This window comes from Janthinobacterium sp. P210005, from assembly GCF_036231865.1.
Lineage (GTDB): Bacteria > Pseudomonadota > Gammaproteobacteria > Burkholderiales > Burkholderiaceae_D > Janthinobacterium > Janthinobacterium kumbetense.
This window is the reverse complement of the sequence record NZ_JAZARC010000001.1, coordinates 844,253-861,522: the sequence shown is the minus strand read 5'-3', so window position 1 is coordinate 861,522 and position 17,270 is coordinate 844,253. Positions and strand designations below refer to the sequence as shown.

The following is a 17,270-nucleotide window of genomic DNA, read 5'->3' as shown; positions in this document are numbered from 1 at the left end:
TTGATATTGAGCAATATTTATGGCGCCACGATCAGTCGTGCAGCAGCGGCGCCTCCTCGCAGGCGGCCAGCGGCAGGGACAGGCGCAAGGTTGTGCCGGCGCCGCTGCGGCTTTCGATGTGCAGGCTGCCGCCGGCGGCGGCCACGCGCTCATGCATGCCGGACAGGCCGCAACCGAGGCGCGGTGGCGAGCCCGACAGCCCGACGCCGTCATCGCTGATGCGGCATGCCAGGGTGGCCCCCGCTTGCTGCAGGCTCAGCTGGACATGCGTGGCGCGCGCATGGCGGGCGATGTTCGCCAGCGCTTCCTGCAGCACGTGATACAGCAGCGGGCCGTGCGCGCTGCCGGCGGCGGCGTCGAGCCGGTAGTCGCAGCTGCAATCGATGCCCGTGGTGCGCTTGAAATCGGCCAGCAAGCCGTCGCACGCCGCTTGCAGGCCCGCGTCGAGGGCGGGCGGGCGCAGGTCGTGGATGACGCAGCGCAGCGCCGCGATGCTGAGGTCGATATTGCGCGCCATCATGTCCAGTTGGCGCGCCAGCAAGGGGGCGGCGTCGTGCGTGCTTGTCTGCAGCATGGCCAGGTCGATTTTCAGGGTCAGCAGATGCTGGCCCAGGTCGTCGTGGATGTCGCGCCCGATGCGCAGGCGTTCCTGCGCGCGGGCCTTGTGCTGTTCGCCGGCCAGGCGCGCCTGTTCCGCCTCCGCGCGCAGCTGTTCCAGTGCCTGCAGGCGCAGCGCCAGGCGGCGCTGGCGCCACAGCAGCAGCGCCAGCGCACCGAGCAGCACGGCACAGGCCAGCATCAAGGGGGAGGGCGTGCCGGCCGGCTGCATCGGCCCGGCGGCATGGCTGGCGTGCAGGGCCGCGAGTGCGGCCGCCGCCAGGCAAGCCAGAATACTCAGGCGGTACGGCGGGCGTAGCCAGCGTTGCGGCATGTCCATGCTCCCTTAATGTTTTCCATCAGGCAATGTTCTTACAGAAAATATATTAACTTGGGATCATTTACATTGTCTAAACGCAAAAGCCGCGCAGTTATGCCTGCCCATGTCGATTTCCGGCCCCGGACGCCGCAGCGGCAGGCGGCGGGCACGGCATTTGCACGGGAAGTGTCGTGGCGGCATATAATAGAGGGTTGTCAATCGGCTTTTGCGGTAACGGCGCCACGCGCCAGCCCCGATGCGTTCGCCCTGCGCGATGACGCCAGCCAGCTCTTAGGAAATACAGTGACTTATAGCATCAAAGAGATTTTTTATACCCTGCAGGGCGAAGGTGCGCACGCGGGCCGTCCGGCCGTGTTTTGCCGCTTTTCCGGCTGCAACCTGTGGACGGGCCGCGAAAGCGACCGCGCCACGGCCGTGTGCCAGTTCTGCGACACGGATTTCGTCGGCACGGACGGCGAACTGGGCGGCAAGTTCAAGACGCCGCAGGAATTGGCCGCGCTGATCGACAGCCTGTGGCCCGCCAGCTACGCGCCCAGCAAATACGTGGTGTTTACGGGCGGCGAACCGCTGCTGCAACTGGACACGGCCCTGATCGACGCCATGCACGCGGTCGGCTTTACCATCGCCATCGAAACCAATGGCACCTTGCCCGTGCCGTCCGGCGTGGACTGGATCTGCGTCAGCCCGAAGATGGGTTCCACCCTGGTGGTGCACAAAGGCAATGAAATCAAGGTGGTCATCCCCCAGTTCCAGCAAGACCTGGCCGCCTACGAACAACTGGACTTCGAGAACTTCTTCGTGCAGGCGATGGACGGCCCCCTGGCCGCGCACAACATGAAGCTGGCCATCGAAACATGCAAAAGCAACCCGAAGTGGAAGCTGAGCCTGCAAACCCATAAACTCCTGCAAATCCCTTAAAACAAATAATATGCTGACTATCACACGCAAGCTCGAATTCGACGCGGGCCACCGCATTCCCGACCACAAAAGCCAGTGCCGCAACCTGCACGGCCACCGCTACACGGTGGAAATCACCCTGGTCGGCAAGGTCATCGAAGCGGAAGGCAATTCCGACAATGGCATGATCATGGACTTTTCCGACGTGAAAACCCTGGCCAAGCAGCACCTGGTCGATGTGTGGGACCACGCCTTCCTCGTCTACGAAAAAGATACGGCCGTGCGCGACTTCCTGGCCAGCCTGCCCGACCATAAAACCGTCGTCATCGACCGCATTCCGACCGTGGAAAACCTGGCGCGCATCGCCTTCGAGATCCTGAAAGCCGCATTTACCGACCATTTCGGCACGGGCTTGCACCTGCATAAGCTGGTGTTGCATGAAACGCCGAATTGCTGGGCAGAAGTGACCGATGACTGAAACGCACGCTAGCGCGCAGGACGCGCGCTACATGCAACTGGCCCTGGAACAGGCCCAGCACGCATGGGACCTGGGCGAAGTGCCCGTCGGCGCCGTCGTCGTCAAGGATGGGGTAGTCATCGCCGTCGGCTACAACCAGCCCATCGGCCGCCACGACCCCACGGCGCATGCGGAAGTCATGGCCTTGCGCGCGGCCGCCGAAAAGCTGGGCAACTACCGCTTGCCCGGCTGCGAGCTGTACGTGACGCTGGAGCCGTGCGTGATGTGCTCGGGCGCCATGCTGCATGCGCGCCTGGCGCGCGTCGTGTACGGCGCGGGCGACCCGAAGACGGGCGCCTGCGGTTCCGTGCTGAACCTGTTCGAGCAGCCGGCGCTGAACCACCAGACGGCCATCGCTGGCGGCGTGCTGGCCGAGGAGTGCGGCGCTTTCCTCAAGCGCTTCTTTGCCGAGCGCCGCCGCGCGCAGGCGGAAGCGCGCAAGCTGGCCCATCCTCCGGCCTGATTTCGTCCCAGACAGGGCAGGGCCGCCATGGCCTTGTCCCGCGCGTCAGCCATGCCAGCCACCCCGGCTGGCATTTTTTATAACTGTTGCGAAATAACATCTGTCTAGACCACTTTGCCATTCTCAAATGAGAATGATTCGTGTTACAGTATTGTTTTCGCCAGCAAACTTTCCTTATGCATCGTTAACACTTTCGTTATCGATCCGGGTTCAAGAGCCAGCCTTTACTCTTCCACCGGATCATCATGACTACTGTGCCTACGCAGCGCCTCGCTGCACCCGTCGTATCCCCAGCTCACCTGCCTGTCCGCCGCCATAACCTGGTGCTGCGCGCAGCCTTGCTGGGCCTGTTCGCCGCGCCGCTGCTGCCCGTGGCCGCGCAAAACGCCGCCGTCAATGCAGGCACGGCCGCGCAGGAACCGGCCAAGCTGCCTGTCTTCCCGGAAATCGTCGTGAACGCCAAACAGGATTACGAGCGCCGCGCAGGCACCAAGACGGTGATCCGCAGCGACGACCTGGAGCGCCGCAACGTGACGGACATGGCCGGCGTCGTGCGCTATCAGCCGCTGATCAGCACGTCAATGGCGGCCTCGGGCGGCGGCGGCATGTGGGATGGCGCGGGCAATACCGGTTACAACATTCGCGGCCTGGAAGGCAACCGGGTCAGCCTGGAACTCGACGGCATTTCCCTGCCCGACGCGGCACCCAAGCCGGACAGCAGTAACATGAACGCCTTCGGCATGGGCCGCGATTATTTTGATCCAGAAACTTTCCGCGAAGTGCGCATCGATTCGGGCACGACGGCCGTCAGCGGCGCCAATCCCGGCCTGGGCGGCGGCGTGGCCTTCATCACCAAGTCGCCCGAAGATTACCTGGGCGACGGGGTGGACCATTACGTGGCGTATAAATACGGCCGCGCCACGGTGGACCGCAGCAATGCGCACACCCTGACGGGCGCCGCCAAGATCGGCGCCAGTCTGCAAGGCCTGGCCGTGTACGTGCACCGCGATGGCGAGCAGCTGGACAGCCGCGGCAGCGCCACCGTCAACCCGGATGACTGGCATTCGAACGCCTTGCTGTCGAAGCTCGTGTGGGCCTTGCCGGGCGAACAAAAGCTGGACTTGACGGTCGACATGTTCGAACGCAAGAACAAGCGCGACCTCAACAATAAAGTCAGCGCCATGTACCCGGACGGCGTGCAGCAGGATTCCACCACCAAGCGCACCCGCGTCAGCCTGGGCCACGAGGTGGTGCTGAAGGATTTCGCCCTGTTCGACCGCCTGACCTCGAAAGTCTACCTGCAGAATGCGAAGATCGAGGACAAGAGCAAGGGCCGCTATGTCTACCGCGGCAACTCTCAGCGCGCCATCGACACCAGCTTCAAGAATGACAGCATCGGCCTGACCTCGGAAGCGTTCAAGCAGCTCAACGCGGACAACGCGCTGCTGTACGGCGTGCAGCTGGAACAGGCCAAATCGCGCCGGCCCTGGATGGAAGACCGCACCCTCATCGCCACGGGCGAGCACCAGATCACGCGCAAGAACCGCATGGCCGACATGGATGCCACCAAGCTGGCCCTGTACGTGCGCGACGACCTCAGTTTCGACCTGGGCGGCAAGAAAGCCGTGCTGACGCCGGGCCTGCGTGCCGACTACCGCAAGCTGGAGCCGAAAAACCTGCAGAACTACCTGATCGGCGTGCCGAATGCGGCCAAGGAAGTGCGCAAGGAGAGCGATTCCTACTTCACGCCGAGCCTGAGCCTGTCCGTGGAAGTGCTGCCGCAAATGCAAGCCTACGCCACGTTCACGCGCGGCACGCGCCTGCCGACGGCGATCGAACGCACGGGTACCTATGATTCCATCAGCTATACGGGCACGGGCAATGGCTATGCCGTGCTGGGCAATCCGAATCTGGGCAAGGAAACCAGCAAGGCATATGAACTGGGGCTGAAAGGCGACGTGACCAGGGGCTTGAGCATGCAGGCGTCCGTCTACCAGACGGAGTACAAGAACATGATCGAGTACGTGGCGCAAGAGCTGGATCCGGTGAATTACCCGACCCTCACCCTGGGCCTGTTCCGTCCGGAAAACATCGGCAATGCGCGCACCTGGGGCGCCGAGCTGAGCCTGCGCGCGGAGCTGGGCGCCTGGTTGCCGGCCATGCAGGGCTACCGCGTCGACCTGGCCACGGGCGTGGCCAAGGGCCGCTCCTTCAATACCCTGACGGGCGAGAGCGGCGGCCTGGCCTCGGTGGCGCCGGCCAAGACGGCGCTGACCTTCGGCTATGACCATACGAACAAGTTGTTCGGCCTGGAATTGACGGCGCTGCATGCCGGCGAGAAACAGGCGCCGAACGATTTGCTGATGGGCGGGACCGCGCCGCTCTTCAAGGTGCCGTCGTACACCATCTTCGACCTGTCGACCTACTGGAACGTGCACAAGAACGCCAAGATCATCGTTGGCGTGTACAACTTGACGGATCGCAAGTACTGGGATTATGCCGCCGCGCGCAGCCTGGCCGCCGGCACCACGGCTGCCAGCCGCCTGGAGATCGAGCGCTACGCCAAGCCGGGCCGCAACGTCGCCGCCAGCCTCAGCGTCAACTATTGATTTTTACCGGGGAGGGGTGCTTGCCCCTCTTTTTTTCCATGTTTGATTGAATGGTCTCTCTATGAAGTTATCCAAACTCGTTCTATCCCTGCTAGGCAGCCTGCTGATCGCAAACGCATACGCGGCCCCAGCCACTTTGGCGGAACGCTGGTCCACCTTGCGCACGGAGCAGCCGAAGCTGCAGATCCGCGACGCGGCGCGCGCGCTGGGTGTATCAGAAGCGCAATTGCTGGCAACCAACATCGGCAAGGGCGTCACGCGCCTGCAGGCCGACGGCAACCAGCCGCGCGAAATCATGCGCGCCGCGCTGGACCTGGGCATCGTGCAAGCGATCACGCGCAATGAAAACGGCGTCATCGAAACGACGGGCGTCGCCAGCAAATTCAAGCAGGCGGGCGACAAGTCCGAGCAGGCCGACGCCAAGGACCCGGAAACGGAAGCGCGCCAGCGCAATATCGCGGGCGGCTACCTGGGCGGCCAGATCGACCTGCGTTTCCACTTTGAAAACTGGAAATACGCATTTGCGGTAGAACAAGCCGGCCGCGATGGCAAGCCGACGCGCAGCCTGCAATTCTTCGACGCCAACGGCACGGCCGTGCACAAGATCTACCTGCGCAACGAGCCGGGCGTGGCCGTCTACGATAAATTGGTGGCCACCTTCCGCATGCCCCAGCAAAGCGCGGAGCTGAACGTGCTGGCCGTGGCGCCGAAAGCGGCGGAAAAGCCGGATGCCGAGATCGACGTCAAGGAATTCCAGCTGGCCTGGAAAGACATGACGGACGTGCACCAGTTTGCGCAAATCATGCGCGAATTCCACCTGTCGCGCGAACAGGCCCTGCGCCTGGCGCCGGTCGGCGTGGTCGAACGCGTGACGCCAGCGGCGCTGCGCACCCTGCTGGAAAACGCGGCCAAGGACAAGGTCGCCATCATGGTGTTCCTGGGCAATGAAGGCTTGACGCAGATCTATAGCGGCAAGATCGGGAAAACCATGGCCGCCGGCGGCTTCTTCAACGTGCTGGACCCGGACTTCAACCTGCACATCCGCGACACGGCCCTGCGGAGCGGCTGGATCGTCAAGCGCGGCGGCGTCACTTCCGTCGAGTTCTTCGACAACGACGGCACGCAAGTGGTCTCCTTCTTCGGCGTGCGCGAGCGCGGCAAACCGCAGCCGCAAAGCTGGGTGGACCTGGCCGATTCCTTGCCGAAGGCCAAGTAAGCAGTAGCGATGATTCTGCACGGTTGCCGCGCGCCGTACCGGCGCGGCAACACTTCAGCTTGTGTACCGCGTGCCGGTCTCATGTCTGAAGCACAATAGTGGTATGCTGATTGCAAGGCCGCAGCGATCGTGCCTGCGTGCTGGTTCCTGAAGAGAGGCAATCATGGCAACCATCATGGCGAACGGCCTCAACATAGCTTATGAGAGCCACGGCAACCCCGATGACCCGTGCGTGCTGCTGGTCATGGGCCTGGGCATGCAACTGATTGCCTGGCCGGCGGACTTCGTCGAAGGCATCGTCGAGCAAGGCTTCCGGGTGGTGCGTTTCGACAACCGCGACAGCGGCCTGTCGAGCAAGATGGCGCTGGCGGGCAAGCCGTATCTGCCGCTGGCCTACGTGAAAAACCTGCTGGGCTGGCCCCTCAAGACTTCCTACACCCTCGATGACATGGCGGACGACGCGCTGGGCTTGCTGGCGTCCCTGCGGATTGCCCAGGCGCACGTGATCGGCGTGTCGATGGGCGGCATGATCGCGCAAGTGATGGCGGCGCGCGCGCCGCTGCAGGTGCTCAGCCTGACGTCCATCATGTCGAGCAGCGGCCGGCGCGGCTTGCCCGGCCCCACGCGGGCCGCGCGCAATGCGCTGTTGCAACGACCGAAACGCAACGCCAGCCGCGCCGAACTGATGGCGCACATGGCCGCCACCGTGCGCGTGATCGGCAGTCCCGCCTATCCCGTGTCGGAAAAACTGCTGTACCAGCGCATCGAAGCGGCGCTGCAGCGGGGTAGTTGCCCCGAAGGCGTGGCGCGGCAAATGGTGGCGATCGCCGCCTCGGGCGAGCGTACGGCCTTGCTGCCGAGCATCAGTTGTCCGGCGCTGGTGATCCATGGCGCGGCCGACCCCTTGATCCCCGTCGCCTGCGGCATCGATACGGCGGCGCTGATCCCCGGCGCCCGGCTGGAAGTGATCGAAGGCATGGGGCACGACATGCCGCCCCAGCTGATCGAGCGCCTGCTCGCCTTGATCGATGTGCATCTGCAAGGTAAGATGGCGCCCCAGATGCGCTCCCAGCCAGCTTGAGCCAGGCGCGCCCACCACTTGACTAGCCAGGCATATTTTGAAGACACCTGAGATTGGCATCGCCATCGTCGCGCCGGGCGGTTGTGCGCCCGACGAGGCGGCTTTGGCGCGCGGCATCGCCCGCTTGCAGGCGCAAGGCGCCACCGTCCACAATTACTACGACCCCGAGCACACATTCCAGCGCTTCGGCGGCACGGATGCGGGCCGCCTGGCGCAGCTGAACGCGGCCGCCGCCGACCCGGCCGTGCAGGTGGTGATCGCCTTGCGCGGCAGCTATGGCATCAGCCGCATCCTGCCCGACATCGATTTCGACCGCATGGCCGACAGCGGCAAGCTGTTTGTCGGCTACAGCGACTTCACGGCCTTCCACATGGGCTTGCTGGCAAAAACGGGCCGCGCCAGCTTTGCCGGCCCCATGATCTGTGACGATTTCATCCGCGACGAGCCCGAGCAATTTACGCTGGATCAACTGTGGTCGTGCCTGGCCGGTCCCACGCACACGGTTACGGGCGCGGCGGCGGGCAATCCGCAGGTCGAGCTGAGCGGGCAACTGTGGGGCGGCAACCTGGCCATGCTGGTTCACTTGCTGGGCACGCCGTATTTCCCCCAGATCGATGGCGGCATCCTGTTCCTGGAAGACGTCAACGAACACCCGTACCGGGTCGAGCGCATGCTGCTGCAACTGCTGCACGCGGGCGTGATCCAGCGCCAGCAAGCGGTCGTGCTCGGCGACTTTTCCGGCTATAAACTGAGCCCGATGGACAAGGGCTACGATGTCGACGCCATGCTGGCCTACGTGCGCGAGCGCCTGCCCGTGCCCGTGCTGACGGGACTGGAATTCGGCCACATCCGCCGCCGCGTCACCTTGCCGTTCGGCGGCCAGGCGCGGCTGCAATCGGATGCGTCCGGTTTCAGCCTGCAGGTGGGCGATTACCCGACCCTGGCGCGCCCCTGAACGTCCTGCACTCCGTGGGCGCCAAGCCCGGACGCCTGCTGCAGCTCGATGTGCTGCGCGGCATCGCCGTGTTTGGCATCTTGCTGGTGAATATCTGGTCGTTCGCCTGGGGCAGCCTGTCCTTGCGCTACGGCACTTTGCCGGCGCAGCCGCCCGTGCTCGACCAGCTCGTCATTTTTGGCGTGGCGGCGTTGGCGCAATTCAAGTTTTACCCCATCTTCGCCTTTCTGTTCGGCGCCGGTTTTGCCCTGCAGACACGTTCCCTGCGGCGCCAGCTGGGTAGCTGGGAGGCGGCGCAAGCGGCTTACCGGCGCCGTTTGCGCTGGCTGCTCGTGTTCGGCCTGCTGCACGGCTTCTGCATCTGGAGCGGTGACGTGCTGACCTCGTATGCCGTCGCCGGCATGCTGATCCTGCCCCTGCTGTCCGCCAGGCTCAGCCGCGTGCGCAACCGCGCCTGGCTGGTGGCGGCCGGATTTCTATTATTCATGTGCCTGTTGATTCCTGTGGGCCAGCAGGGCGGCGCGCCGGACATCGCGCGCGACCTGCAAGCCTTTGCGGAGCGCTACGCGGTCTATACGCAGGGCGGTGCATGGGCCGTCGCCAGGCTGCGCGCCAACGATTTCCTCGTGTCCTTGCTGTACTCGGCCGTCATGCTGCCGCATATCATCGTGCTGTTCTTGCTGGGCATCTTGTCCGTGCGTTTCGGCTGGCTGACGCAGCCGCAGCGCCACCAGCGCCTGTGGCGCCGGGTGCGTGCCGTGGGACTGGGCGCGGGCTTGCCGTTCAACCTGTTGGCGGCAGGGGCCGTCGCGTGGCAGGTGGCCGATCCGTATCAAACCGTGTTTGACACGGCCCTGTTCGAAGTGGGCCTGTTCGCCGGCGGCCCCGTGCTGGCGGCCGGCTATGTGGCCGCGCTGATGCTGGCCGGTCCCTTCATGCTGCGCTGGCTCGGTGCATGGCTGGCGCCCGTGGGACGCATGGCGCTGAGCAATTACCTGCTGCAATCGCTGATCGGCACCTGGCTGCTGCAGGGGCCGGGCCTGGGCTGGGGCGCAACACTGCGTCCCGCCGAGATGCTGGGCCTGGCGGTCGTGATGATGGCGGGGCAGGTGCTGCTGAGCCGCTACTGGCTGCGCCATTTCAGGCAAGGTCCCATGGAAGCGCTTTGGCGCCGCCTGGCGCGCCTGCCTTAATCCGTACCCCAGTCGAATGTACTTTGCGCCGCGGCCGGCGGCGGCGCCTTGGCCTTGGCGGACGGCACCAGCGGATTGTCGACGGCATGCCATTCGAACAAGTCCACGTCGAGCATGCAGGTGCGCGCCAGGTGCAGCGCCTGCTCGGGTGTCAGGGCGGGGTCCAGCCAGCGGTGCGCGTCTTCCCGGCTGACGGCCACGGGGCGCCGGTCGTGGATATCGACCATGCCGCCCAGACTGTCGGCCGTCACCAGCACGAAGCCCGCTTCTTCCCGATTGACCTTGTAGGGACCGAACTGGGCCAGCGCCAGCAGGAACAGGGGCGCGCGGTCCTTGCGGTGGATGTGCCACGGCTGCTTGCCGCCTTTCTCGCCCGTCCATTCATACCAGCCGGAAACGCAGACGATGCCGCGCCCCGCGCGCAGCAAGGGTTTCCAGTAGGCGCCGGCGAGCTTTTCCAGGCGTGCATTGATGGCGATGGGGATTTTTTTCTTGCCGGGAGCGGGCACGGCCGCGGCGGCCCAGGCGGGCCGGTAGCCCCAGAAGACATCGTCGACCCGGTGCACGCCATCCTGGATGTGCAGGATGGGGCGGTAGGTGCCGGGCGAGACGTTCAGGTGCGGTTCCGCCTCGCTGTCGAACACCGCGTCGGTCCAGCCGAAGGATGACGCCAGCACGCGCGCCGTGTCATTTTGATCGAATCGTCCACACATGTGGAAATCATACCCGATCGCCTGCCGGCGCGAGCGCGGCGCGCGCCCTTTTCGTGAGTGTGGTCAAACGTACAGACGTGGGCGGCCGCAAGGCGCACAGTGGAAGCCAGTCAGGTCCCTGACGCTTCTTGCATCGGAGGAATTATGCCTTTTGAAAATCCCACCATCCACAAAGGTTTTACCATCAGCGCCACGGCCAGCCAGCGCCGCGATGGCCGCTGGGTCGGCTCGTATGTCAGCCAGAACCAGGCGTGCGGCGCATATGCGGACACCTGCGATTACGACGATTGCAGCAATGAAAAAGAGGCGCAGCAACTGGCGCTGTCCGTCGGCTGGCGTCTGGCCGATGGCGTGCCTGCACGCTGAGACCGCTTTTGGGTCAGTGTTTTCGCCGCAGGGCCAGCAGCAAGCCGGCCACGGGGAACAGCAGGGCGGTGCCCAGCCGGACGGAGGTCAGCGAAGCGGCCTCTACGCCCACCACATGGGGCAAGGCCAGCAGCAACAGGGGAGCGGGCACGGCGATGGCGAAGAAAAACAGGTACCACGAATAGCCATTCTTCTTGGCCAGCAAGGCAATCAGGGCGCAGCCGACGAGGAAGACCAGCGGCAAGTTCACATATTCCATGGTTTTGCGTTTTCATCCGGGAAAGCGCGTCATTATACGCGCGCCCGGGGCGCTGGTTTGGCTTGCCGGCGTCAGTTGCCGACGAAATCCGGCGGCTGCGGCGCCTGCGTACCAGCCTGTGTACCGGCCTGCGTGTCCGCGAGCGGCGCCTCGGCCGGCAGCAGCGCCTTGATGGCGCCGTTATAGATGAGTTCCTGGGCGTACGCCGAGGCCTCGATCAAGGCCGCATGCACGGATTTGAAACTGCTCGGCGTTTCAATCAGCACGGGCTTGGCATACGCCTGCAAGGTATCGCCGCGCTTGCTGATCAAGATCATGCCCCGGTAGCGCCCATCCTTCTCCAGCGCCCCCGTCACATGAAATTCATAACCCCTGATCTGGTGTTTTTGTTCCTGATCCATGTCTCCCGCCTCCAATTCCATTGTCACGGCATTGGGCCATCAATTCGATAGGAACAGCAGAGTGTTTGATCTGAATCAAGACCGCCATTTCAAGCCACGATTCACCGCAGGTCTCGGCGCTTGTCGCAAGCGGAGCGGATGTGTGGCTGAGAAGCGCATCCGCACTGACGTGCGGTGAGCATCGCCAGCCGCAAAGCCGCCCGCGCAGTAGCTTGCGGCCGCCGTCATCACCCAGCGCGGATGGCACGGATCTGCTGGGCTGTCTCCTCGATTTCCCGATACGCTTCCTGGATGTAGCCATCGATTGGATGCCCATCCATCCACTCGAAATAGGCGCGCTCGTCGTGCTTGATGGCAAAAGGTACGTGGTGGTCGCGTATCGATTCGGCCGTTTCGCGCACCAGCGAGGCAAAAAGCAGCTCAAGAGTTTCCATGATGGTCACCTTGCGGGACAGGAATGCAGAGCCTTGAATGTAGCACAAAGTGGCGCGTCGCCTGCGCCGCCGGCCATGGCGTGCGCAGGCCTTGCCCGGCGTCAGGCCGGATGGCCGATATGCTCGTACAGGATCACGCAGCCGATGACGATCAGCACCAGGCCGCCCACCAGCTCGGCGCGCCGGCCCGCCACCGTGCCCAGCACGCGGCCCAGCATCACGCCTAGGGTGACCATGACGAAGGTGGAAAAGCCGATGGCGGCGGCCGTCACGACGATGTTGGCGCCCAGCAAAGCCAGGCCCGCACCCACCACCATGGCGTCGATGCTGGTGGCCAGGCCCGTCACGGCCAGCACCCAGAACGAGTGCGACTGGGCCGGCGCCTCTTCCTCGTCGGCATCGGAAAGGGCATTGCGTATCATCAGCAAGCCGATGATGCCCAGCAGGCTGAAGGCGATCCAGTGGTCCCACGCTTCCACGTAGGGCGCGGCCACGCTGCCCAGGGCCCAGCCGATGATGGGCGTGATGGCTTCGATGACGCCAAAGATCAGCCCCGTGCGCAGCGCTTCGCGCCATTGCGGCTTGTGCAGGGCTGCGCCCTTGCCCACGGCGGCCGCGAAGGCATCGGTGGACATGGCAAGCGAGAGGGCGGCGGTGGCGGCGAAATTCATCGTTGGCTTTCAGTAAAACCTGGCTGGGATAATAAAGCAACAACGCCGAAGAAAACCGTAGCGAGCGGAAGGGAGTTGCGGTCGAGAAGCGCAACTGTACGCAGGTACAGTGAGCATCGCAGGCCGTAAATCACGACGCGCAGTAGGTTTTATAGGCGTTTAACGCAAACCCGGCGATTTTACCCTACGTACAGCACCACCAAGGAGGCCAGCAGGCAATAGGCGCCAAAGAAATGCCAGCGCCCCTGTTCCAGCCAGCGCGACAGCCAGCGCAGGGCCAGCAAGCCGGCCAGGAACGACAGCAGCATGCCCAGCAGGCTGGGGCCGAGCAGGTGCAGCAGGCTGTTGCCGTGTTCCAGATGATCGAGGCTGCCGTTTGCCACGGCCTGGTAGAAGCGCCAGCCTTCCTTGACCAGCACGGCCGGCGTCAGCACGACGGCCAGGGCGAAGCTGAATTCCTCGGCGCGGCGCTGCGGCACGCCCATGGCGATGCCGGCGGAAATGGTGGCGCCCGAGCGGGAAAAGCCCCGGAAGGGCAGGCACAGTCCCTGCACGGCGCCGATCACCATCGCCTTGCCGATGGACAAGGTGCCATGCTGGCGCGCCTGCAGGCGCGAGGACACAATGATCAGCACGCCTGCGGCGGCCAGGGCGGCGGCCATCAGTTTTGCGTTGCCGAACAGGTGCTCGATTTCAAAGCCCGGCGCATCCTTGCTCATGACGTGCGTAATGCCTTTCAGCAAGCCGAAGCCGACGATGCCCGTCAGGGCCGTGGCGGCCACGAGCAGCAAGGCATTGCTGCGGAAGGCAGTGGCCGAGCTGAAATACGTGGCGCGCCAGGATTTCCAGAAATACACGATGACGGCGAACATGGTGCCCGTGTGCAGCATCACCAGCAGCATGGTCAGCTCCGGCGACGTCGGGTCCAGGCCCATCAGTTTTTCCGCCATGATGACGTGGGCGGAGCTGGACACGGGCAGCAGTTCGGCGAAGCCCTGGACGATGGAAAGAATAAATAGTTGTAAAAAACTCATGGGTATCTGTACTCGGCGGGGGGAATAAGGGTCGCCGATTTTACCCGCCGGATGTGGCGGGCACGTCCCGCGCCAGATTACAGTTTGTCCATGTTGGCGCAGGCGAGCGCGACGCCCAGCGCCATCAGGACCGAGCCGATCAGCCGGTCGATGGTCCGCTGGTGGCTGACCATGCGCAAGCGGAAGCGCGCTTGCGAGAAAAAGACGGCCACCAGGGCGAACCAGGCCAGGTGGATGGCGGACATGCACAGCCCGTAGCCGAACTGGACTGCCAACGGCGTGCCGGGCTGCACCACCTGGGTGTAGGTGCTGATGACAAACAGGGTCGTTTTCGGGTTCAGGGCATTGGTCAGAAAGCCGTTGAGCAAGATCTTATGCCGGGGCACGCTGGCGCCGCCGTGCAGGTCGATGACGAGTCCGGCGCGGTTGGTCCAGGTTTTCCAGCCGATCACGGCCAGGTAGAGGGCGCCGGCCAGCTTGATCGCCGTAAATAGTCCAGGCGAACCGGCGATGAGCAGCGCTACGCCAAACATCGTATAGAACACGTGCACTTGCACGCCCAGCGCGATGCCGAGCGCGGCCAGCAGGCCGGCACGGCGGCCATGCAGATAGCTGTTGCGCGTGACCATCGCGAAATCGGGGCCCGGAACGATGGAGGCCAGCAGGGTAATCAGGGCAACGGCAAGCAATGCAATCATGTGTCTTCCTTGGGCAGTGGTGGCGCCCGCACGGCCATCGGTGACAATTTCTCGCCTGTTTGGCAAGGGCGCGGCGCGCATGCGGGCTGCCGGAAGACAAATTATCCCTATAATAGCCTTCTATGAAAAACGATGATATCTTGCGGATATGTGTGAGAAAAAGTGACAGATCATGACTAGACAGACGGCGCTGGGCTCCTTGCGGTTCTTCGAGGCTGCGGCCAGGCTGGGCAGTTTCGTCCAGGCGGCCGCGGAGTTGCACGTCACGCATGGTGCGGTCAGCCGGCAAATCCGCCTGCTGGAAACGTCGCTGGGCACGCCCCTGTTCGAACGCCGCAACCGCGGCGTGTTCCTCCTGCCGGCGGGCGCGCAGCTGCGCGATGCCGTCCAGCAAGCATTCGAGCGGCTCGACGCCGCCCTCGAAGCCGTGCGCCAGCCGGTGCGCCAGGGGCCGCTGGTGGTGTCGTGCGAGCCGACGATCGCGATGAAATGGCTGATACCGCGCCTCGGCGACTTTTACCAGCGCCATCCCGAGGTGCCGCTGCACCTGTTCGCCTCGGGCGGGCCGGTGGCGTTCCAGCGCGACGCGGTGGACGTGGCGCTGCGCCGCAACGATTTTCTGTGGGATGCGGGCTTGCATGCGGAAAAGGTGTGCGATGAATGGATCGCGCCCGTGTGCGCGCCGGCCCTGCTGCGGCAAGGCAGGCTGGACCTGTCCGCGCAGCGCCTGCTGCACACGGCGTCGCGCCCGGCCGCCTGGACCCACTGGCGCGCCGCCGGCAAGGATGCCGACGGCGGCGGCCAGGGCGGCAGCCAGACCTACGAGCACTTCTATCTGAGCCTGCAAGCGGCTTGCGCCGGCCTCGGCGTGGCCATCGGCTCAGTCTTCATGGCGCGCGAAGACCTCGACAGCGGGCGCCTGGTCGCGCCCTTCGGTTTCCGGCGCGACGGCAGCGCCTATTTCCTGCTGTCGCCGCTGCCATTCGATGGCGACGCGCGCCGCACCACCTTGCTGCACTGGCTGCGCGAGCAGATGGGGCAGGCGCTGCCGGCGCCGTAGCCGTCCCCGTCCCCGTCCCGCTTATTGCGGCGGCGTGGCCGGCTTGAAGACGCTGCGAAACGCTTTCAGGGCGGCCGGGTGATAGATCGTGCCGTGGGTTTCTTCCGGCATCTTTTCCACATGCCATTGCAAGCCGCGCGGCGCCTGTTTTTCCAGCACGTCGGCCAGGCGCTGCACTTCCACGGCGATGCCTGCCTCGCTGCTGGACGCCAGGTACAGGCTGTGCTTGCCCGGCGTGCCTTTCGCCAGCAGGGCTGCCGCCTGGCGCGGCAGGGCGCCATGATTCCACCACAGGCTGGGGTCGAACGCCACGTAATGGTCGAACAGCTGCGGTTCCAGCAGATAGGTTTCCACCACGAACAGGCCACCCAGCGATTCGCCGACGATGGCCGTCTCGCCCGTCGTGCGGTAGCGGCGCTTGATTTCCGGCATCAGCTCATCGCGGATGAAGGTCCGGTAGGCGGCCGCACCGCCCACGACGGGGGCGATCTTGCGGTCTTCCGCATTTCCGGTCGGCCCCGTCAGGTCGCGCCGGCGCTGCGTGTTTTGCATGCCGACCAGCATGAAGGGGCGCATCGTGCCATTCGCCACCGACACTTGCAGCAAGCCGGCCACGTGCAAAAAGTCTTCGGCCACGCCGCCGTCCGGCATGTACAGCACGGGCAGCGGGGCGTCGGGCGGCGTATCCCAGGCGCGCGCCATGTACACATTGATGTGGCGTTTTTCTTTCAGCGCCTGTGAATCGATGCTGAAACTTTCGCCGATGACGAGCGGCGTGGCTGCGCTGGAGGAAGCGGCAGCGGCGGGCGCGGCAGTGGCGAGGTGGAAGGGGCTGGACAGCAGCAGGGCGGCGGTGAGGTGCAGTGCAAGGCAAGAGCGGCGCATGGTTTCCTGTGATAAGTAAGTTTGGATCGATGGCATGTACTCGTATAGACATGCCACCAAGCAATTCTATCTCATCTTTCTTGTCTTTGATGCAGCCTTACTTGATCGTCAATAGTTTTCGCTCGCGCACGATACCGGCCTTGTCGATCGTGTAGGCGACCAGCAGGGCGCCATCGTCGGCACAGGCGTGGCAGGTGATCAGGGGCGTGGAAAACAGCACGCTCTGGCCGCCATCGCCGGTGGCCGTGCTGCCGACGAACTCGGCGGGCGCGAACGGCATGGCGTCCGGGTGGGCGGCGGTAAACGCTTGCCAGGCAGGCGTGGCCCGGTCTTCCTCGCGCACGGAGTGCTCGTCGACATCGATGGCCGCGCCATCGCTGCCGATCAGCAAGGTGCTTTCATTCGTGTTGGCGCGAAACGGATAGGTGACGGTGGCCAGCGCCACCTTGCCCAGCGGGCGCCAGGCAGAGATGTAGCCTGGCATGTTTGCCCCGACCAGCATCCTGGCGGCGGCGATGGCTTGCGGGGGCGCACCGGTACGCTTCATGGTGCGCAGCAGGCAGACGTCGGGCGCGGAGTGCGATTGCCCGGTGCGGCAGGCCGACAGCGAGCGTTCCTGCCAGACGGCACGCGCATCGATGGGGCCCGTCTCTTCGGCATGGGCGGCCTGCATGGCGGCCAAACCGGAAAAGGCCAATACGGCGCAACCTATTACATGGCGGGGAAATTGTATGGACATGGGGAACTTTCTGTAGCGGAAACAATAGAGCCTCAGATTATAGGAGGGGGCCGACGAGCTTGCGCGCACGGCTGGATGGTCGCTTGACGCCCGGCGTCCGCTCGCCGATGATGGCGCGCCGAGGCAGCCCGCCGCGCGCCCA

At 64.6% G+C, this 17,270-nt stretch carries 20 protein-coding genes; 10 read left to right on the top strand and 10 right to left on the bottom strand.

Features of this window, described 5'->3' with window-relative positions:
* Positions 1–31: 31 nt before the first annotated feature.
* Positions 32–931 carry a sensor histidine kinase gene (locus VPH40_RS03755; RefSeq protein ID WP_328572700.1) on the bottom strand — a complete coding sequence of 300 codons (900 nt, stop codon included), beginning with the start codon at positions 929–931 and terminating at the stop codon, positions 32–34.
* Positions 932–1,219: 288 nt separating this feature from the next.
* Between VPH40_RS03755 and queE the strand changes: the two genes are divergently transcribed.
* The 8 genes from queE (at position 1,220) to VPH40_RS03715 (ending at position 9,868) form a co-directional block, all read left to right on the top strand.
* The gene (gene queE / locus VPH40_RS03750; RefSeq protein ID WP_328572699.1) at positions 1,220–1,855 is read left to right on the top strand and encodes a 7-carboxy-7-deazaguanine synthase; all 636 of its coding nucleotides are present in this window, start codon (positions 1,220–1,222) and stop codon (positions 1,853–1,855) included.
* A gap of 10 nt (positions 1,856–1,865) precedes the next feature.
* Positions 1,866–2,312, top strand: a complete 447-nt coding sequence (queD, locus tag VPH40_RS03745; RefSeq protein WP_035819191.1) for a 6-carboxytetrahydropterin synthase QueD — start codon at positions 1,866–1,868, stop codon at positions 2,310–2,312.
* Positions 2,305–2,814: a tRNA adenosine(34) deaminase TadA gene (gene tadA, locus VPH40_RS03740; RefSeq protein WP_328572698.1), complete on the top strand. Its 510-nt coding sequence runs from the start codon at positions 2,305–2,307 to the stop codon at positions 2,812–2,814. The genes queD and tadA overlap by 8 nt, the downstream gene beginning before the upstream one ends.
* A gap of 245 nt (positions 2,815–3,059) precedes the next feature.
* Positions 3,060–5,423 carry a TonB-dependent hemoglobin/transferrin/lactoferrin family receptor gene (locus VPH40_RS03735; RefSeq protein ID WP_328572697.1) on the top strand — a complete coding sequence of 788 codons (2,364 nt, stop codon included), beginning with the start codon at positions 3,060–3,062 and terminating at the stop codon, positions 5,421–5,423.
* Positions 5,424–5,484: 61 nt separating this feature from the next.
* The gene (locus VPH40_RS03730; protein WP_328572696.1) at positions 5,485–6,639 is read left to right on the top strand and encodes a hemin-degrading factor; all 1,155 of its coding nucleotides are present in this window, start codon (positions 5,485–5,487) and stop codon (positions 6,637–6,639) included.
* 163 nt (positions 6,640–6,802) lie between these two features.
* Positions 6,803–7,720: an alpha/beta fold hydrolase gene (locus tag VPH40_RS03725; protein WP_099667853.1), complete on the top strand. Its 918-nt coding sequence runs from the start codon at positions 6,803–6,805 to the stop codon at positions 7,718–7,720.
* Between the two features lie 37 nt (positions 7,721–7,757).
* Complete coding sequence (gene ldcA, locus VPH40_RS03720; protein WP_328572695.1) at positions 7,758–8,675, top strand: muramoyltetrapeptide carboxypeptidase; 918 nt, start codon at positions 7,758–7,760, stop codon at positions 8,673–8,675.
* A gap of 14 nt (positions 8,676–8,689) precedes the next feature.
* Positions 8,690–9,868 carry a DUF418 domain-containing protein gene (locus VPH40_RS03715; RefSeq protein ID WP_328572694.1) on the top strand — a complete coding sequence of 393 codons (1,179 nt, stop codon included), beginning with the start codon at positions 8,690–8,692 and terminating at the stop codon, positions 9,866–9,868.
* Here VPH40_RS03715 and VPH40_RS03710 read toward each other — a convergent pair.
* On the bottom strand, positions 9,865–10,581 hold the full coding sequence (locus VPH40_RS03710) for an SOS response-associated peptidase (protein ID WP_328572693.1): 717 nt from the start codon (positions 10,579–10,581) through the stop codon (positions 9,865–9,867). The genes VPH40_RS03715 and VPH40_RS03710 overlap by 4 nt on opposite strands.
* A 144-nt stretch (positions 10,582–10,725) precedes the next feature.
* On the opposite strand from VPH40_RS03710, the gene VPH40_RS03705 reads away from it, so the two are divergent.
* A complete protein-coding gene (locus VPH40_RS03705; RefSeq protein WP_099667857.1) occupies positions 10,726–10,947 on the top strand; it encodes a hypothetical protein in 222 nt (73 codons plus the stop codon).
* Positions 10,948–10,960: 13 nt separating this feature from the next.
* Here VPH40_RS03705 and VPH40_RS03700 read toward each other — a convergent pair whose 3' ends face one another.
* From VPH40_RS03700 to VPH40_RS03675, 6 genes are all read right to left on the bottom strand, one after another.
* Positions 10,961–11,206 carry a hypothetical protein gene (locus VPH40_RS03700; protein ID WP_328572692.1) on the bottom strand — a complete coding sequence of 82 codons (246 nt, stop codon included), beginning with the start codon at positions 11,204–11,206 and terminating at the stop codon, positions 10,961–10,963.
* 71 nt (positions 11,207–11,277) lie between these two features.
* A complete protein-coding gene (locus VPH40_RS03695; protein ID WP_289914654.1) occupies positions 11,278–11,607 on the bottom strand; it encodes a hypothetical protein in 330 nt (109 codons plus the stop codon).
* Between the two features lie 227 nt (positions 11,608–11,834).
* Positions 11,835–12,041: a hypothetical protein gene (locus VPH40_RS03690; protein WP_289904861.1), complete on the bottom strand. Its 207-nt coding sequence runs from the start codon at positions 12,039–12,041 to the stop codon at positions 11,835–11,837.
* Between the two features lie 101 nt (positions 12,042–12,142).
* Entirely contained in the window at positions 12,143–12,712 is a 570-nt protein-coding gene (mntP, locus tag VPH40_RS03685) for a manganese efflux pump MntP (protein ID WP_070218395.1), read from the bottom strand.
* Between the two features lie 179 nt (positions 12,713–12,891).
* Complete coding sequence (locus VPH40_RS03680; RefSeq protein WP_099667861.1) at positions 12,892–13,746, bottom strand: undecaprenyl-diphosphate phosphatase; 855 nt, start codon at positions 13,744–13,746, stop codon at positions 12,892–12,894.
* Between the two features lie 77 nt (positions 13,747–13,823).
* Positions 13,824–14,444 (bottom strand): LysE family translocator, encoded by a 621-nt coding sequence (locus tag VPH40_RS03675; protein ID WP_328572691.1) that lies wholly within the window; start codon positions 14,442–14,444, stop codon positions 13,824–13,826.
* A gap of 172 nt (positions 14,445–14,616) precedes the next feature.
* Between VPH40_RS03675 and VPH40_RS03670 the strand changes: the two genes are divergently transcribed.
* Positions 14,617–15,504, top strand: a complete 888-nt coding sequence (locus VPH40_RS03670; RefSeq protein ID WP_328572690.1) for a LysR substrate-binding domain-containing protein — start codon at positions 14,617–14,619, stop codon at positions 15,502–15,504.
* A 21-nt stretch (positions 15,505–15,525) separates the two neighbouring features.
* Here the strand turns inward: VPH40_RS03670 and VPH40_RS03665 are convergent, their stop codons facing one another.
* Together VPH40_RS03665 and VPH40_RS03660 are read right to left on the bottom strand one after the other, a co-directional pair.
* Positions 15,526–16,389 carry an alpha/beta hydrolase gene (locus VPH40_RS03665; RefSeq protein ID WP_328572689.1) on the bottom strand — a complete coding sequence of 288 codons (864 nt, stop codon included), beginning with the start codon at positions 16,387–16,389 and terminating at the stop codon, positions 15,526–15,528.
* Positions 16,390–16,486: 97 nt separating this feature from the next.
* On the bottom strand, positions 16,487–17,128 hold the full coding sequence (locus tag VPH40_RS03660) for a hypothetical protein (protein ID WP_289914667.1): 642 nt from the start codon (positions 17,126–17,128) through the stop codon (positions 16,487–16,489).
* Positions 17,129–17,270 lie beyond the last annotated feature (142 nt).

Bases quoted from the DNA above. Each gene is read 5' to 3' on its own strand.
- VPH40_RS03730 (WP_328572696.1), top strand. From the start codon at position 5,485: ATGAAGTTATCCAAACTCGTTCTATCCCTGCTAGGCAGCCTGCTGATC.
- VPH40_RS03700 (WP_328572692.1), bottom strand. From the start codon at position 11,206: ATGGAATATGTGAACTTGCCGCTGGTCTTCCTCGTCGGCTGCGCCCTG.
- VPH40_RS03670 (WP_328572690.1), top strand. From the start codon at position 14,617: ATGACTAGACAGACGGCGCTGGGCTCCTTGCGGTTCTTCGAGGCTGCG.
- VPH40_RS03675 (WP_328572691.1), bottom strand. From the start codon at position 14,444: ATGATTGCATTGCTTGCCGTTGCCCTGATTACCCTGCTGGCCTCCATC.
- VPH40_RS03710 (WP_328572693.1), bottom strand. From the start codon at position 10,581: ATGTGTGGACGATTCGATCAAAATGACACGGCGCGCGTGCTGGCGTCA.
- VPH40_RS03695 (WP_289914654.1), bottom strand. From the start codon at position 11,607: ATGGATCAGGAACAAAAACACCAGATCAGGGGTTATGAATTTCATGTG.
- VPH40_RS03680 (WP_099667861.1), bottom strand. From the start codon at position 13,746: ATGAGTTTTTTACAACTATTTATTCTTTCCATCGTCCAGGGCTTCGCC.
- VPH40_RS03690 (WP_289904861.1), bottom strand. From the start codon at position 12,041: ATGGAAACTCTTGAGCTGCTTTTTGCCTCGCTGGTGCGCGAAACGGCC.
- VPH40_RS03660 (WP_289914667.1), bottom strand. From the start codon at position 17,128: ATGTCCATACAATTTCCCCGCCATGTAATAGGTTGCGCCGTATTGGCC.
- mntP (WP_070218395.1), bottom strand. From the start codon at position 12,712: ATGAATTTCGCCGCCACCGCCGCCCTCTCGCTTGCCATGTCCACCGAT.
- VPH40_RS03735 (WP_328572697.1), top strand. From the start codon at position 3,060: ATGACTACTGTGCCTACGCAGCGCCTCGCTGCACCCGTCGTATCCCCA.
- queD (WP_035819191.1), top strand. From the start codon at position 1,866: ATGCTGACTATCACACGCAAGCTCGAATTCGACGCGGGCCACCGCATT.
- tadA (WP_328572698.1), top strand. From the start codon at position 2,305: ATGACTGAAACGCACGCTAGCGCGCAGGACGCGCGCTACATGCAACTG.
- VPH40_RS03725 (WP_099667853.1), top strand. From the start codon at position 6,803: ATGGCAACCATCATGGCGAACGGCCTCAACATAGCTTATGAGAGCCAC.
- VPH40_RS03705 (WP_099667857.1), top strand. From the start codon at position 10,726: ATGCCTTTTGAAAATCCCACCATCCACAAAGGTTTTACCATCAGCGCC.
- VPH40_RS03755 (WP_328572700.1), bottom strand. From the start codon at position 931: ATGCCGCAACGCTGGCTACGCCCGCCGTACCGCCTGAGTATTCTGGCT.
- VPH40_RS03665 (WP_328572689.1), bottom strand. From the start codon at position 16,389: ATGCGCCGCTCTTGCCTTGCACTGCACCTCACCGCCGCCCTGCTGCTG.